Genomic DNA, 15,647 nt, shown 5'->3' on the forward strand with positions numbered 1-15,647 from the left:
GATGGAGCGCCGCTTCCAAGTCAATGAGGGCGTGCCCCCTGGGATGACGCTCATCCCCCGCGGGGTCTGGGAGCGCCGCGAGCAGCTCCGAGAGAGCAACGGTGACGAGCCAGCGGTCTTCGTCTCCGCCGCGATCGCAGGCGCGGCGCACGAACTCGATCGTCCGGTGAGCTTCGGCGAGGTCGTGGACACGCTCGCACGGTGGGCGGGACGACGAGGTCGGCACGACGTGGCCGCGCGCGCTCTCACGCCCGAGGATCTCGCCGCCATCGAGGCGATCGTCGTCCGCGTGCTTGAGACGCGCGCGACGCGCCGTCGACGCGAGCGTCCCGATCGCGCGGAGACGATCGAGGTGAGCGAGCACGACCGCGCCGCCGCCCGCGCCGCTGCTCGTCGGATGGGTCTCGTTGTCCGCGGGAGGGCAGGGCGATGACTATGCAGTCACGTCAAAGTCAGGGGCCCACGGCCGAGCAGCGCGCCGACCGGGCGCGGCGCGAAGCGGAGGGGCGTCGCGTCTACTTCACCGAGCGCGCCGGTAAGGTCGTAGTTCTCGACACCACGAACATCGGTCGCCACGACAACAGGCCCACGCGGCGGGACCCGGCGACCGCGCTTGCGCGTCACCTCGGCGGCCACCTTCATCGCTGGTGGAGTGAGCGCCGCCCCGACGCGACGCGCGAAGAGGTGGTGCACGCGCTTCGGTGGATGGCTGACACGATCGAGAGGAGTGAGCCGTGATCCCCGAGGGCTCGATCGAGATGCTCCCGTCGGGCCGCTGGCGTGTGCGCGTGACCGTCGAGGGCAAGCGGCGCACGGTCGGCATCTACACGACGCGCCCCCTCGCGGAGGCCGGTCTACGCGGCTGGCGCGCCGAGGTCGCGGCCGGCGTCATCGTCGCGCCGAGCTCGGTCACGTTCGGGCCCTACGGCCTCGAGAAGATCGACGATCGCGAGGTGAGCGGCTCCGAGCACCGCGTCACGGTGAAGAACGCCGGCAACGAGCGCTCGCTCTGGCGCCAGCACGTGATGACGTCGGCGCTCGCCGCGCTCGCGATCGACGCGGTCGACCTGCAACACCTGCAGCGCTTCCGCGTGTGGCTGCGGGCGCGCGAGTCGGTGCGCGCCATCTCGATCAAGCCGCGTGCGATCTGGTCGCGCGTGCTCGAGCAGCGGCCCGCCAACGCGGGCGCGCGCTACCGGCGGCGCTCACTGTCACAAAGTGATAGTGAGACCCCGATCGAGCCCGAGGACGGCCGGAAGACGATCCAGCGTCCGACCGGCAAGCCCATCTCGAGGCAGACGCAGAAGCACGTCCTCCGCATCGTCAAGGCGGTGCTCGCGTGCGCGGTGAGCGAGGGCATCATCCCCAGCAACCCCGCCGCGACGTTGAAGCCCGCCCCGAGCGCATCGGGCGCGCGCGACCTCTCCGACGACTGGCTGCGCGCCGACGAGATCGATCGGCTGCTCGCGTGCGAGGAGATCGCTCGCGTCGATCGACGCGCATACGCGTGTGCCATCGGGCTCGCACTGCGGCTGAACGACATCCTCGACATCGAGCGCGAGCACGTCGATCTCGACTGCGAGATCCCGGGGCCGCACGTGCGCGCCTGGATCAGCAAGGCCGACGGGAAGTCCCACCGCGTGCCGGTGATGCCGTGGCTCGCGCCGATCCTCCGCGAGCAGCTCGCAGCATCGAAGGGCGCCCGATGGCTGTTCCCGACGCGCGAGCGGCTCCGCTACAACAAGCACCACGATTTCGGGTGGGCGGAGAAGCGCGAGACCGGGCGCCCGCTGCGGGCCTCTGCGCTCGCCCGCGCCGGCATCGCTCGCCGCATCCGGTTCCACGACCTCCGCGGCACGACGGCGACGCACCTCGCGCTGGGCACCTGGGGCCGCACGTGGTCGCTCCACGAGATCCAGACGATGCTCGCGCACTCCGACCAGCGCGTCACCGAGCGCTACGTCAAGCGGGCGATGGACATGCTCGCGGAGGCTGCGAGGGCGACGACCGACGGGCCCTCGATGGCCCCTGCCTCGGTCCACGTCGGTCCACGCTCGATCGCGAAAAACCGTGCGGGCTCTACAGGATTCGAACCTGTGACCTTCGGCTCCGGAGGCCGACGCTCTATCCAGCTGAGCTAAGAGCCCGAGGACGAGCGGTGTACTGCGCGGTGCGTCGCGACGCAAGACGCAACGCGGGTGAGGTCGCGTCGATGTGGGGCTCGCGGTTGCCCGCATCCACTCACGATCTCACACAGTCCCTCACGGAGACTCGTCATGCGTCAGCGTCCGGGTTCGATCTGCCCACTGCTCCTGCTCGCGATGAGCGCCTTGGCCGGCGGGTGCGAGACACCGCTCGAGTGCGGAGAGCTGCTTCGCCAAGCACCCGACCGCCGCATCTGCGTGTGCCCCAACGGCGGCGAGTACCGCGACGGGCTCTGCCATCTCGATGGCAGCGCCGCTCCGCTCGACGGAATGACGTGGGGCGACGCGGGTCCGGATGATGCCGAAGCGCCCGACGCGGGGAGCTGCGCGGAGCGCACCTTCTATCGTGACGCGGACGGCGATGGCTTCGGCGATCGCGCGAGCTCGACGAGCGCATGTGAAGCGCCCGACGGCTACGTCGAAGACGATCGCGACTGCGACGACGACTGCGAGTCGTGCGGCCCCGAGGGCACCGAGGTTTGTGATGCCGAGCTGAAGGACGAGGACTGCGACGGCTCGAGCAACGAGGCCGAAGCTGGATGCACGTGCGTTCCCGGCTCCGAGCCCGTGCAGTGCGGGGCCACGGACGTCGGCGAGTGCCGCTACGGCACGCAAACCTGCGTGGACGGCGTGTACGGTGAGTGCGAGGGCGCAGTCTTGGCGGCCGACGAGACCTGCAACGGGCTCGATGACGATTGCGACGGTCACACCGACGAGTCGGTAACGACGACGTTCTATCGTGACGCCGACGGAGACATGTACGGCAGTCCCAGCGTGACGCTGCACGCCTGCGCTGCGCCGCTTGGCTATGTCGCGCGCGGGATGGATTGCGACGATTCCTGCGCAGCCTGTCGTCCGGGCGGCACGGAAGTGTGCGACGGCAGCCGCGATGAAGACTGCCGCGACGGGGTCGATGATGGATGTGAATGTGTCGCGGGGACCTCCCGCGCGTGCGAGGGGGGCTTTTCGGCGGGCGAGTGTCGACGAGGGACGCAGATGTGCTCGTCCGCAGGAACGTGGGCGCCGTGCTCTGGTCGCGTCGACCCGATCGCCGAACGCTGCAATGGTCGCGACGACGACTGCAACGGTGCGGCTGATGACGGTTCCGCGGCCATGTCTTGCGGCACGGCGTCGCGCGCCACTCTGGGCTGCAGTGCGGGGTCATGCGTGGTGACCTCGTGCACGAGCGGCTATCGCGATTGTGATTCGGTCTCGACGAATGGCTGCGAGACTCGTCTCGGAACTGCCAATCACTGTCTCGCTTGCAACGACGTCTGCGGCTGGGCGTGCGCCGAATCCGGGTGCAACGACGGCGTCGTCGTCGACGGCGGCCACTTCCATACCTGCGTGCTGCGTGAGGCCGGCGACGTCGCGTGCTGGGGCGCCGATTCAGCCGGACAGCTCGGGAACGACCTCGCCACCGCGACTCAAACCGCGCCCGCCGCCGTGAGTGCCCTCGGAGCGGTCACCTCCATCGTCGCGGGTTACCAACACACTTGCGCGCTGGTTGCGGGTGGGACGGTCTACTGTTGGGGCCTCGATCGGAGCGGACAGCTCGGCGACGACACCGTAGCGTCCGATCGGGCCGTGCCGGTCGTGGTGTCCGGATTACCCAACGCGATCGCTATCGCCGCCGGCGGCGATCACACGTGCGCGCTGCTGTCGAGTGGCACCGTGCGTTGCTGGGGAGACGATACGTACGGGCAGCTCGGGAACGATTCTGCGAACACGCGCCAGTTCTCTCCGGTACCTGTCGCCGGCCTGAGTGGCGTCACCGCGATTGCGACGGGGTACGCGCACACGTGTGCGCTGCTTTCGAACCGCACCGTTCGATGTTGGGGGCATGACGAGCTGGGCCAGCTGGGGAACGACGCTCTGCTGTCGAACCGACCCACGCCGGTCGCTGTTGCTGGGCTGGCGGACGTCGTGGCGCTTGCCGCGGGCGCGTCTCACACGTGCGCGCTTCTCGCGTCGGGCGCAGTCCGTTGCTGGGGCGCGGACGATACTGGACAGCTCGGAAACGATGTCGCGCGCGCGCATCAAGCGGTCCCCGTGGCCGTGCAGGGGCTCACTGGCGTTGCCGCGCTTGCGCTTGGGTCGAATCACTCGTGCGCGCTGATGTCGAACGGGCGTGCCCAGTGTTGGGGCTCGGACCACTACGGCCAGCTGGGGAATGACAGCGACGAGCTCGACCAAGCGATGCCCGTCGCGGTGCTGGATCTCGGCGACATCCGATCACTCGGCGCAGGAGGCAATCACACGTGTGCCGTGCTCGAGTCCGGCGCCGTACGCTGCTGGGGGTCGAATTACGTGAGTCAGCTGGGGAACGGTGGCACTCGGGACGAGGCGACGTCGGTGCCCACGCTCGCTCCCGGGACGTGATCAGCCGCCGGACTTCGTCTTCGTCACGTACTCGTCGGCCATCGTGCCGACGAACTGGGCGAGGATGCCGTCTGCAACGCGCAGTCTGCGGCTGAGCTCTCTCGCGATGTTCATCACGAACAGCGAGTACGCCTTCAGGTCGCGGCGGTAGAGCAGGCGATCGACGCTCTCGGCGCTGAGCCGCATCACGCGGCTCGGCGCCAAGGCGCGCACGCTCGCGCTGCGCGGCTGGACGTCGAGGATCGACATCTCGCCGAACCAGCCGCCGGGGCCGAGCATCGCGACGCGGATCTCGCTGCCGGTCCGCGTGCGCTTGAGCACCTCGAGCTCACCGTCGAGCACCACGAACATCTCGCGCGCCGGGTCACCCTCCGACACCACGCGCGTGCCCACGTGGACCCGCTCGACCGGGAGCTCGCGACACAGCACGCCCAGCGTCTCGTCGTCGAGCCCGCCGAACAGGCCGACCTCTCGGAGCATCGCGGGGTCCACCCGATCCATCGAGGCGCGCGTGTCGCTCATGGTCGGCATCCTCTCACCGGCATCGAGGTGCGGCAAGCATCGTGGGCGTAGCATCACGCTTCCGCCGGACGTCTCGCTCCCGGTAGACTCCGTCCGTTCCGTTGGCGATCGACGAAGAGCTCGACCTGCCTCGCCCGTTCGGGCCCTACACGCTCACGCGGCGACTCGCCGTCGGCGGAATGGCCGAGGTGTACGTCGCGAAGACCAAGGGCCTCGGAGGCTTCGAGAAGGTCGTCGCGATCAAGGTCATCCATCCGCGCTACTCGGAGGACGAGCACTTCGTGCAGATGCTCGTCGAGGAGGCGAAGATCTCCGTCCTCCTCACGCACGTGAACATCGCGCAGACGTTCGATCTCGGCTGCATCGACGACACGTACTACATCGTGATGGAGCTCATCGAGGGCGCCGATGCGTATCGCGTGATGCGCCGGACGACCGAGATGAAGCGCGCGATGCCGATCGATCTCTGCGCGCACATCGCGGCGGAGATGTGCAACGGGCTCGACTACGCGCACCGCAAGCGCGACGCGGAGGGCCAGTCGCTCGGCATCGTGCACCGCGACATCTCTCCGCAGAACGTCCTGATCTCGTACGCGGGCGAGGTGAAGATCGTCGACTTCGGGATCGCGAAGGCCGCACTGCGCAGCGGTCAGACCGAAGCCGGTGTGATCAAGGGCAAGTACTACTACATGTCCCCGGAGCAGGCGTGGGGCGATCCGATGGATCACCGCTCCGACATCTTCTCGACGGGCGTCGTGCTCTACGAGCTGCTCACGGGACGGATGCTGTACCAGGAGGACAACGTCCCGCTGCTCCTCGACAAGGTGCGCAAGGTCGAGGTCGCGCCGCCCGAGACGCGCCGTCGCAGCATCCCGAAGGCGCTCTCCGACATCGTGATGAAGGCGCTCTCGAAGGAGCCGCAGGATCGCTATCAGTCCGCGCAGGAGATGGCGCAGGCGCTCACGCAGTTCCTCTATCAGTCGAGCCCGACGTTCACCGCCGCGCGCCTCGCGGAGCTGATGGGGACGCTCTTCCCGAACGAAGTGCAGCGCCACAGCGCGATCATGAAGCTGCCGTCGGTCGAGGAGTCGCTCCCGCCCGAGGCGCAGTCGAAGAGCGTGCTCTTCGAGCTCGGCGAGGAAGAGGACGAGGACGCGACGCGCAACGACGTGCTGCCGTTCCGCCGAGCGCAGCGGGTGACCAAGCCGGCCGAGGAACCGGGACGGCCCACGCTGCGCCCGCCCCGCCGTCGCAACGTCGAGGGTGAGCCGACGCGCGCTGCATCGCCGCGTGCGGCGGGTGGGGGCAGCGATCAGGTCACGGCGCCGCTCGTCGATCCGAGCGGCGCGTGGGTGTCGCCCGTGCGCGAGATGGGGACGACGTCGCCGCGGCAGGTGCCCGACGACTCGACGGATGACACGCACTCCGCGCCCGAGTGGGACGATCCCACGCGCCTCAAGGACGAGGACTGGAGCGAGCAGGACGCGACGCTCGTCGACGGCGGCGATCTCGCGGCGGCGCTGCTCGCGGTCGCGCCGAAGCCGGAGGGCGCGCAGCTCGCGCAGAGCGAGCGCGGGAAGGTCAACGTGCAGTGGGCCGCGAAGGTCCCGCAGAACGCTGCGCCGCCGCAGGCCGCGAGCGCGCAACGAGCCGCGCCGCCGCCACCGCGACCGCCCCCGCCGGTCGCGAAGATCGAGCCTCTACCCTCGCCGAGCGCGGTGCCGCGCGCGCCGTGGGAGGCGCCTCCGAGCGTCGCGGCCTCGCCGCCGGTGTTCACCGCGCCGACGGGCAGCGTCGATCCGTTCGCGTCGCCGCCGCCGAGCCCGCCGAGCGCGACCGGTGGCTTCGAGCCGCCGGATGGGGCGCGACGATCGGCGATGCTCGCGATCGCGGCGATCGCGGTCGTCGTCCTCGGCGTGCTCGCGGTCATCGCGGTGCTGGGGACGCCTCCGCCGCCTGCGATCGAGGTGATCTCCTCGCCGACCGGCGCGAGCGTCTCGATCGACGGCCGGCCCGTCGATGGCGTGACGCCGATCGTGATCGCCGATGGGATCGAGAGCGGACGCTCGTATCGCGTCGAGGTCGCGATGGCGGGCTATCAGCCGTGGGCGGCGCAGCTCGCGCCCACCGAGGGTCCACTGCGGCAATTCGTCGTGCTCGCGCCGCTGCCCGCGACGCTGCGGGTCGAGACCGATCCGCCAGGCGCCGAGGTGATGGTGAACGGCGTGATGCGCGGCGCCGCGCCGATCGAGGTGACGGGCCTGCAGGTCGGTCAGGAGGTCGAGGTCCGCGCGAGCATCGCGGGACGCGCGCCGGTGATCCGTCGCGTGCGGCTCGCCGAGGGAACGACCTCGGAGCGCATCCTCGTCACGCCGTGATCACTGGATCGTCGGCGGAGGCTCGATCGGGCCGAAGCGCGCCTCGTGTCGCGCGAGCGTCTCGCCGAGCGCCGCGTGGAAGCGCTTCGCGTGCGCCGGTGAGAGCAGGATGCGGCTGAGGAGCCACCCCGCGCGACCCTGCACGAATGCGAAGTCGAGCACGAAGCTGTCGAAGCTCGAGCCGACCTGCGCGAGGTTCGAGAATCGACCCTTGGCGACCTCGTCCTCGGCCTTGATGGTGATGTCCGCGGGCGGTGCGTTCGGCGGATTCTGCTGATCCATCGTGAGCTCTCCGCGCGACTATAACAGGGGCCATGGGAACCGCGTCGCCGGGGCGGTGTCCAGCACGGCGATGAGCGCCTCCACCGCACCGGCAGCACCGCCTCTCTCGATGCCCGAACGCGACGCGCCGCCCGATCCCACGAAGCAGCAGCCGCTGCTCTTCTGCCCGTTCTGCCGCGAGTGCTTCGAAGGCGAACGCGAGTGCCCGGAGCACGAGCTCGCGCTCGTCCCTTTCGATCAGCTCCCGCGCGATCCCGAGCTCGAGGGGAGCGACCTGCCTTCGCACGACGAGCCGGTTTCGATCTTCGATCCGCGCTTCGGGCGTGGGCTCGTGATGGCGGGCGTCGCGCTCTCGGCAATCGGGTTCGCACTGCCGCTGCTCACGATCACGACCGCGACGCAGACGCGCACGTTCAGCGGCTTCGAGACCGCGACCGGACCGGCGCCGAGCGTGTGGACGATCCCCTTCGTCGCCGCGATGTTCGTGTGGATCCTCGCACGCCGTCGCACGCCGCTCGAGATGCTCGGCGCGCGCCTCGTCGGCGTGGTGTTCGCGCTCGCGCCCTTGGTCTCGCTCGTCTACACGGTGCTCAAGGTCACGAAGAGCGCCGAGGAACAGGCGGCGCAGACGGGACGCCTGCTCGAGGTCGGCGTGGAGTACGGCGCGGGTGTGCTCGCGATCGCCGCGCTCTTGCTCCTCGTGGGAAGCGCGCGGCTCGGCGTGATCCCGGTGCCGCGCGGTGGACCCTCGAGCCCCGAGCCCGCGAGCGAGCAGCCGAAGAAGAAGCGCTGATCTCGATTTGCCCGCGTCGTCGCGGCCGTCTACGTTCGCGCCGCGATGGCGCTCATCGAGCTCGAGGGGGTCGAGAAACGCTACGGCGAGCTGCGCGCGCTCAAGGGCGTGACGCTGAAGCTCGAGCCAGGGCGCATCGGGCTCCTCGGGCCGAACGGCGCGGGCAAGTCGACGCTGCTCAAGACGCTGCTCGGGCTGCTCACGCCCGATCACGGCAGCGTGAAGGTGCTCGACATCGACGTCGCGCGGAGCCCCTTCGAGGTGCGCGCGCGCATCGGGTACATGCCCGAGGGCGACTCGGTGATCCCCGAGCTCACCGCGCTGCAGTTCACGTCGCTCGCGGGCGAGCTCTGCGGGCTGCCCCGGCGCGAGGCGATCGGACGGGCGCACCAGGTGCTGCACTACGTCGGGCTCGGCGAGGCGCGTTATCGCAAGCTCGGCTCGTTCTCGACCGGCATGCGCCAGCGCGCGCGGCTCGCGCAGGCACTGGTCGGCGATCCCAAGCTGCTGCTCCTCGACGAGCCCACGAGCGGTCTCGATCCGCGCGGTCGCGACGAGATGCTCGCGCTGATCGTCGACATCCCGCAGCGCACCGGCGCGAGCGTGATCCTCTCGACGCACATCCTCCCGGACGTCGAGAAGACGTGCGATCAGGTGATGGTGATCGCGGGCGGCGAGGTGCTCTACGCGGGCGCGCTCGCGCCGCTGGTCACCAGCGAAGAGGGCGTGTTCGAGGTGCGCGGGAAGGGCGAGCCCGACTCGCTCAAGACCGCGCTCGAGGTGGGCGGCTGCGTGGTCACGCGCGACGGGAGCACGCTCGCGGTACGCGTTCCTTCGGGCAAGGACGCGCGCTTCATCCTCGAGCTCGCGATCTCGTCGGGGCAGCAGGTGCGCCACGTCGCGCCGCTGACGAAGACGCTCGAGCGCGCGTTCATGCAGACGCTCGAGAAGGCCGGCGCAGCGGCCGCGGAGGGCGCGAGCGCCTAGCTAGCCCGTCTTCCCAGGAGCGAACAGGTAGCCCTGCTCCTGGTAGACGCAGATGCGATCGCGGCCCTCGTCCTTCGCGCGGTAGAGCGCGCGATCGGCGGAGCGCAGCAGCTCTTCCTTCGAGTGCACGCCGCGGCTCGGGAACAGCGCGAGCCCGATCGACGCGGTCACCGGGATCTTCGTGCCGGCCACGTCGAAGGGCTCGTCGCGCAGCGTGCGCGCCACGCGATCCGCGACGACGAGCGCGCCCGCGAGGTGCGTGCTGGGGAGCAGCACGACGAACTCCTCGCCGCCGTAGCGCGTGACCACGTCGATCTCGCGAACCGACTTCTTGAGGCGCACGCCGACCTCGCGGAGCACCGCATCGCCCGCCTCGTGCCCGAAGCGATCGTTCACCTGCTTGAAGTGATCGACGTCGATCATCGCGAGCGCGAGCGGATCGCGATGGCGCTCGGCGCGCTTGTACTCCTCGGTCAAGCGCGAGTTGAGATAGCGGACGTTGTAGAGCCCGGTGAGCTCGTCCTGCACCGCGAGGCGCTGCAGTCGCTCGCGCGCGGCGCCGAGGTCGTCGTGGGAGCGCTTGATGCGCAGCATCGCCTCGATGCGCGCGAGCAGCTCGCGCTCGTCGAACGGCTTCGTCACGTAGTCGTCGGCGCCGATGCGCAGGCCCTCGATGCGGCTCTCGGGATCGGTGCGGCCGGTCACGAGGATCACCGGCACGAAGATCTCGGGCGGCGTCGTCGACTTCAGGATCCGGCAGCAGTCGACGCCGCTCAGGCCCTCCATCATCACGTCGAGCAGCACGAGATCGACCTGCCCCTGACGATGCAGATCCAGGAGCTTCTGCGCGCCGTCGACCGCGATGACGCGATATCCGTGGCCGCGCAGAAGACCGGCGACGTACTCGCGCGTGACGCGATCGTCGTCGACGACGGCGATGCGCGCAGGCGGCGGCGGGGCGCTCCCGCGGGCGGTCTCCACAGGACTGATGGTACAGCTCTGGGGCGTCCCCGTCGACGCTCTCGAGATCCGCTACGCTGCGCCTCGGATGAGCATTTTCGACCGCGCCGTGGGGCGGGCGGCCCGCTTCATCGACGACGTGCTCCTCTTGCCCGAGGAAGTGCGCGATCGCATCGAGCGCGCCGAGCAGCTGCTCGACGCGGGGCGCGGTGCCGAGGCGGAGAAGCTGCTTCGTGGTGTGCTCGAGGAACGTCCCGGGCTGCTGCGCGCGCTGATCGGATGGGCGCGCGCCCTCGAGATGACGGGCGACGTCTCGGGCGCGCGGCTCGCGCTCGCGGAGGCGCGACAGCAGGAGCCCGACGACCCGCAGCTCTCGCTGCTCGCCGCGAAGCTCGCGCTCGCGTCGCACGATCCCGGCGCGGCGGTGACGGCGGCGCGCGAGGCGGCACGGCGGCTCGCGGCGCAGGGCGGTCCCGCGTTCGCCGAGGCGTGTGTGATCCGTGCGCGTGCCGAGTGGATGCGGGGGCGCCCCGACCGCGCGGCGCGCGAGCTGCGCAAGGCGATCGCGGCGCGCCCCGACGACGTCGACGCGCGCATCGCGCTCGTGGAAGCGCTGGTCGACTCCGACGAGCGGCTCGCGGCGCGACGTGCGGCGCGCGGGCTCGAGGGCGCCGGGCTCGACGATGCCCGCACGACGCGGCTCGGCCTCGCGCTGCACCGCGCGGGGGACGCTGCGAGCGCGCGCCCGCTGCTCGAGCGCGCCGCGCAGATCGGCAACACGCAGGCGCTCGAGGCGCTCGCGCGGCAGTCGCTGGCGCGCGGCGATCACGCGGCCGCGGAAGGTCACGCGCGCATGGCGGTGGCGCGTGGTGGAGGCGCGGACGCGCTCTCGACGCTCGCCGACGTGCTCGCCGCGGCGGGGCGCGACGGAGAGGCCGCGCAGGCGCTCCTCGCGGCCTCGGAGACGCGCCAGGGCGGCGATCGTGATCTGCTGCGGCGTGCGGCGCGCGTGGTGCCGCTCCGCGATGCGCGCGAGCTGGTGCGGGTCGCGGACGCCCTCGAGGCGACCTCGCCGAACGATCCCGCGGCGCGCGCCCTCCGCGCTCATGCGTTGCTCCTTCGCGGAGAGCGCGACGCGTGCCGCATTCTGCTCGCGGGCGAGATGGTCGAGCCCCGCGAGGTGCTCGCCCACGCGCGGCTCGCGCTCGACGAGCGTCGACCGCAGGACGCGCTCGCGGTGATGGATCGCGGCGAGGCGAGCGAGCAGCTGCGCCCTCGCAACGCCGACGCGCAGCTCGCGCGCACGCTCCGCCGCGACGCGCTGCGCACGCTGTGGCGTGGCCCGCGCGAAGAGGTCGATCTCGCGGCCGCGATCGACGGCGTGCTCGCGTTCGCGGAAGAGCGTCGGCTGACCGACGCGGTCGCGCGCGCCCGCGCGCTGCGCGACGAGCTCGATCGCCCGCTCTTGCTCACGATCCTCGGCGAATTCAACGCGGGCAAGAGCACGCTCGTGAACGCGTTCGTCGGTGCCGACGTCGCACCCACCGGGATCCTGCCGACCACCGCGACGCTCAACGTGCTGCGCGGCGGCGCGGAGCGACGCGTGCGCGTGGTGCGCAAGGACGGCACCACGCGCGAGGGCGACTGGGACGACCTCAAGCGCCTGCTCGGCGACGCGGAGCGCGAGGGCGCGGTCGTCGACCACGTCGAGATCGTGCTCCCGTCCGAGCTGCTCGAGCGCGTGTGGATCCTCGATACGCCGGGCAGCAACGCGCCGAACCCCGAGCACGAGGCGCTCGCGAAGGAAGCGATGCGCCGCGCCGATGCCGCGCTCTGGGTCTTCGACGCCGGTCAGGCGGGCAAGGCGAGCGAGGGACGCATCCTCGCGAGCGTGCGCGCGAGCAAGCGCACCGTGATCGCCGCGCTCAACAAGGTCGATCGCCTCAAGCCCGAGCAGCTCGCGCAGGTGAAGGCCTCGCTCGCGCGCGAGATGCCCGAGATCGGGCCCGAGCCGGTCGCGCTCTCGGCGCGCGCGGCGCTGCGCGCGCGGGTCGCGAACGACGACGCTGCGTTCGAGGCGAGCGGCTTCCCCGCGCTGGTGCGGCGGCTCGAGAGCGACGTGTTCTCGCAGTCGCGTCTCCTCAAGCGTCGTGCGTGCGCCGGACGTCTGCTCGAGCTGCTCCGCGATGCGCTCGCCACCGAGGCCGAGGTCGAGGGCACGTTCGAGGCGCGCCGCACGAAGCTCGAGCGCGCCGCGACGACGCTCGCGAGCGTGGGTGGCCCGGTGCAGGCCGCGATCGAGCGCGCGATCGAGGAGCTCGAGTCCGCGCAGTCGCGCGCGTTCGACGACGCGGCGGCCGAGGTGCTCTCGTTCGTCCGCCCGCGCACCAATCGGTTCGCGACCCACGGCGCCGATCCCGAGGACCGCGCGTTCCTCGCCGAGGTCATCCAGAACCGGCTCGACCAGGCGAGCGAGTCCACGGCCGCGCGCCTCGGCGAAGCGCTGGTCGCCGCGCTGGCGCCCGCGCTCGGCGGCACCGAGCTCGAGGCTGCGATCGCGGTGCGCATCGAGGCGGCGATCGCTCCGCCGGTCGCGGCGTTCGGTGGCTTCCAGGCAGGCCTGCTGAGCGGCGGTGCGCTGCGTCGCTTCTTCGACGAGGTGCTCCCCACCGCGACCCTCAGCGTGAAGCCGATCGCCGACGCGCTCGGTCAGGCGCGCGCCTTCCCGCGCGAGTCGCTGCGGCCTGCGCTCGAGCACGCGACCGCCGAGCTGCTGCGCGAGCTGGAGCGCGACGTGACCGCCACGGGTGAGGCCGCGCGCCGCGACTGGGAGCGCCTGCGCGCCCGCACCTACGAGCCGCTGCGCGCGCTGCACGAGGTGCTCGAAGAGCTCGTTGGCTGATCACCCCGTGGGCCGTCTCGGGGGTGCGTCGGATAATCGCGGACGCGAACGACCGCCACGAGCTACCTCACAAGATGCAAAAGCGATTCCCTCTCGGCATCACGGGGGCTATAGTCGAGACCAACTTCACGATCGGAGGAGACTGGGCGCGCTGGGGCACTTCCCCCCGCCTTCGTTTCCCGGTCCCGGGACTCACCCGTCGGCCGCTGCGAGATCGTGAGGAGCCGGAGCCCGATGGAGATCAAGCAGCAACTCCGCCAGACGCAGCAGCTCGTGATGACGCCGCAGCTCCAGCAGGCGATCAAGCTGCTGCAGATGTCGCGCATGGAGCTGGTCGACCTCGTTCGCGAGGAGATGCTCGAGAACCCGGTCCTCGAGGACCAGGTCGAGACCGGCGAGGTGAACGCCCAGGGCGTCGAGGTGCAGGCACCGCCCGAGGCCGCGACGTCGATCGATCGCGCCGTCGAAGCCGACGATCGCGCGTCCGAAGCGTCGGTGAAGGGCGAAGAGAAGAAGACCGACGAGATCGACTGGGAGCGCTACCTCGAGAACCACGCGATGCAGGCGCCGATGCCGAGCTCCGGTCGCATGAGCGACGAGGAGATGCCCGGTGTCGAGGCGACGCTCACGAAGAGCGAGGACCTCGCCGATCATCTCGCGTGGCAGATCCGCCTGACCGACTTCACCGACGACGAGATGCGCTTCGTCGCGCTCGTGGTCGGCAACCTCGACGAGAACGGCTACCTGAAGCTCGAGGACACGCCGCCCGAAGAGGTCGTGCCGAGGCTCGCCGCCGAAGCGGAGATCGATCCCGAGGACGCCGAAGAAGTCCTCAAGATGATCCAGAAGCTCGACCCGGTCGGCGCCGCGTCGCGTGACCTGCGCGAGTGCCTCCTGGTGCAGGCCGAGCACCACGGGATGGACGAGCTGGTGATCAGCGTGCTGCGCGATCACCTGACGAACCTCGAGAAGAAGAACTACGCGGCGATCGCGCGCGATCTGAAGGTGACGGTCGAGGAGATCTACGACGTCGCGCAGGTGATCGCGGAGCTCGAGCCGCGGCCGGGGCGCGACTACGTCAGCGAAGAGCCGCGCTACATCGTGCCGGACGTCTACGTCACGAAGGTCGGCGACAAGTACTACGTCCAGGCCAACGACGACGGCATGCCGCGCCTGAAGATCAGCGGCTTCTATCGCGCTGCGATGGCCGGCGATCCCAAGGCGAAGGAGTACATCCAGGGCAAGCTGCGCAGCGCGCAGTGGCTCATCCGCTCGATCGACCAGCGCCGCAAGACGATCGTCAAGGTCACCGAATGCATCGTCGAGAAGCAGCGCGACTTCTTCGACAAGGGCATCGAGTACCTCAAGCCGATGATCCTGCGCGACGTCGCGGAGACGGTCGGGATGCACGAGAGCACCATCTCGCGCGTCACGAGCAACAAGTACGTGGCGACGCCCCGCGGCGTGTTCGAGCTGAAGTACTTCTTCAACAGTGCGATCCGCCGCGACAACGCCGACGACATCGCGAGCGAGTCGGTCAAGCAGGCGATCAAGAAGATCATCTCCGAGGAAGACGAGCGGAACCCTCACAGCGATCAGAAGATCGTGGAGATCCTCGCGCAGGACGGCGTGGTCATCGCGCGCCGCACGGTCGCGAAGTACCGCGAGATGCTGGGCATCCTCAGCTCCAGCAAGCGCAAGAAGTACTTCTGATGGGGGACGTCACTCGGACGTCGCCGAGTCGGCCCCGAGTGCGGTAGCGTAGACCTCGAGCGGCGCACCTCGGCTTCAACAGAGGGCGCCACGGGAGGAGAGACGCATGGAGGTCTCGTTCACGTTCCGTCAGGTGGAGCCCTCGGAGGGCGTGAAGAACTACGCTCGCGAGAAGATCTCGAAGCTCCAGAAGTACCTACGCGCGCCGCTGACGGCGGACGTGATCCTCTCGGTCGAGAGGCATCTGCAGACGGTCGAGGTGATGGTGCACGGCGACGGTCATCGGTTCGCCGGGACCCACCAGTCGGAAGACATGTACGCGTCGATCGACCTCGTGATCGACAAGATCGATCGCCAGATCCGAGACGACAAGGATGCGAGCGCCGACCGACGCAAGCACTCGGGTGGCATCTCGCAGATGAGCGGGAAGACCGAGAAGTAGCAGGCGCGATCGTCTCGACGAAGGTCGCGCGGGGGCTCGGGCGCGCGACCTACGTCGAGACCGCAGCGCAGCAGCTCCGAGA

General features: G+C 70.3%; 13 protein-coding genes, 1 tRNA gene and 1 pseudogene. 9 read left to right on the forward strand and 6 right to left on the reverse strand.

What is annotated here, in order from left to right; genetic code table 11:
• The first annotated feature begins 1 nt into the window (after position 1).
• Positions 2–433 (forward strand): hypothetical protein, encoded by a 432-nt coding sequence (locus I5071_RS08645; RefSeq protein WP_236604937.1) that lies wholly within the window; start codon positions 2–4, stop codon positions 431–433.
• Between the two features lie 8 nt (positions 434–441).
• On the opposite strand, the gene I5071_RS08650 is transcribed toward I5071_RS08645, so the two are convergent.
• Together I5071_RS08650 and I5071_RS08655 are read right to left on the reverse strand one after the other, a co-directional pair.
• Entirely contained in the window at positions 442–642 is a 201-nt protein-coding gene (locus I5071_RS08650; RefSeq protein WP_236604938.1) for a hypothetical protein, read from the reverse strand.
• A 212-nt stretch (positions 643–854) separates the two neighbouring features.
• Positions 855–1,076: a hypothetical protein gene (locus I5071_RS08655; protein WP_236604939.1), complete on the reverse strand. Its 222-nt coding sequence runs from the start codon at positions 1,074–1,076 to the stop codon at positions 855–857.
• Between I5071_RS08655 and I5071_RS46970 the strand changes: the two are divergent.
• Positions 1,026–1,913: pseudogene (locus I5071_RS46970) on the forward strand (tyrosine-type recombinase/integrase); the annotation flags it as partial. The gene I5071_RS08655 and the pseudogene I5071_RS46970 overlap by 51 nt on opposite strands.
• A 160-nt stretch (positions 1,914–2,073) precedes the next feature.
• Here the strand turns inward: I5071_RS46970 and I5071_RS08665 are convergent.
• Positions 2,074–2,147 (reverse strand) — tRNA-Arg (locus I5071_RS08665).
• A gap of 129 nt (positions 2,148–2,276) precedes the next feature.
• Here I5071_RS08665 and I5071_RS08670 point away from each other — a divergent pair.
• On the forward strand, positions 2,277–4,586 hold the full coding sequence (locus I5071_RS08670; RefSeq protein WP_236604941.1) for an RCC1 domain-containing protein: 2,310 nt from the start codon (positions 2,277–2,279) through the stop codon (positions 4,584–4,586).
• Here I5071_RS08670 and I5071_RS08675 read toward each other — a convergent pair whose 3' ends face one another.
• On the reverse strand, positions 4,587–5,108 hold the full coding sequence (locus I5071_RS08675) for a cyclic nucleotide-binding domain-containing protein (protein ID WP_236604942.1): 522 nt from the start codon (positions 5,106–5,108) through the stop codon (positions 4,587–4,589). It abuts the gene before it with no gap.
• A 101-nt stretch (positions 5,109–5,209) separates the two neighbouring features.
• Between I5071_RS08675 and I5071_RS08680 the strand changes: the two genes are divergently transcribed.
• Complete coding sequence (locus tag I5071_RS08680) at positions 5,210–7,486, forward strand: serine/threonine-protein kinase (protein ID WP_236604943.1); 2,277 nt, start codon at positions 5,210–5,212, stop codon at positions 7,484–7,486.
• Here I5071_RS08680 and I5071_RS08685 read toward each other — a convergent pair whose 3' ends face one another.
• On the reverse strand, positions 7,487–7,768 hold the full coding sequence (locus I5071_RS08685) for a DUF3467 domain-containing protein (RefSeq protein ID WP_053234796.1): 282 nt from the start codon (positions 7,766–7,768) through the stop codon (positions 7,487–7,489). It lies immediately after the preceding gene.
• 109 nt (positions 7,769–7,877) lie between these two features.
• Here I5071_RS08685 and I5071_RS08690 point away from each other — a divergent pair, with 109 nt between their 5' ends.
• Together I5071_RS08690 and I5071_RS08695 are read left to right on the forward strand one after the other, a co-directional pair.
• Positions 7,878–8,561, forward strand: a complete 684-nt coding sequence (locus I5071_RS08690; RefSeq protein ID WP_236604944.1) for a hypothetical protein — start codon at positions 7,878–7,880, stop codon at positions 8,559–8,561.
• A gap of 45 nt (positions 8,562–8,606) precedes the next feature.
• Positions 8,607–9,548 (forward strand): ABC transporter ATP-binding protein, encoded by a 942-nt coding sequence (locus I5071_RS08695; protein WP_236604945.1) that lies wholly within the window; start codon positions 8,607–8,609, stop codon positions 9,546–9,548.
• Here the strand turns inward: I5071_RS08695 and I5071_RS08700 are convergent, their stop codons facing one another.
• The gene (locus I5071_RS08700) at positions 9,549–10,529 is read right to left on the reverse strand and encodes a diguanylate cyclase (RefSeq protein WP_236604946.1); all 981 of its coding nucleotides are present in this window, start codon (positions 10,527–10,529) and stop codon (positions 9,549–9,551) included. It lies immediately after the preceding gene.
• Positions 10,530–10,596: 67 nt separating this feature from the next.
• Here I5071_RS08700 and I5071_RS08705 point away from each other — a divergent pair, with 67 nt between their 5' ends.
• The 3 genes from I5071_RS08705 to hpf all read left to right on the forward strand — a co-directional run bounded on the left by I5071_RS08705 (position 10,597) and on the right by hpf (position 15,565).
• The gene (locus I5071_RS08705; RefSeq protein WP_236604947.1) at positions 10,597–13,410 is read left to right on the forward strand and encodes a dynamin family protein; all 2,814 of its coding nucleotides are present in this window, start codon (positions 10,597–10,599) and stop codon (positions 13,408–13,410) included.
• Between the two features lie 234 nt (positions 13,411–13,644).
• Positions 13,645–15,123: an RNA polymerase factor sigma-54 gene (gene rpoN / locus I5071_RS08710; RefSeq protein ID WP_236604948.1), complete on the forward strand. Its 1,479-nt coding sequence runs from the start codon at positions 13,645–13,647 to the stop codon at positions 15,121–15,123.
• Between the two features lie 106 nt (positions 15,124–15,229).
• The gene (hpf, locus tag I5071_RS08715) at positions 15,230–15,565 is read left to right on the forward strand and encodes a ribosome hibernation-promoting factor, HPF/YfiA family (protein WP_236604949.1); all 336 of its coding nucleotides are present in this window, start codon (positions 15,230–15,232) and stop codon (positions 15,563–15,565) included.
• Positions 15,566–15,647 lie beyond the last annotated feature (82 nt).

Origin of the sequence: Sandaracinus amylolyticus (genome assembly GCF_021631985.1) — a bacterium.
Taxonomy (GTDB): Bacteria; Myxococcota_A; Polyangia; order Polyangiales; family Sandaracinaceae; genus Sandaracinus; species Sandaracinus amylolyticus_A.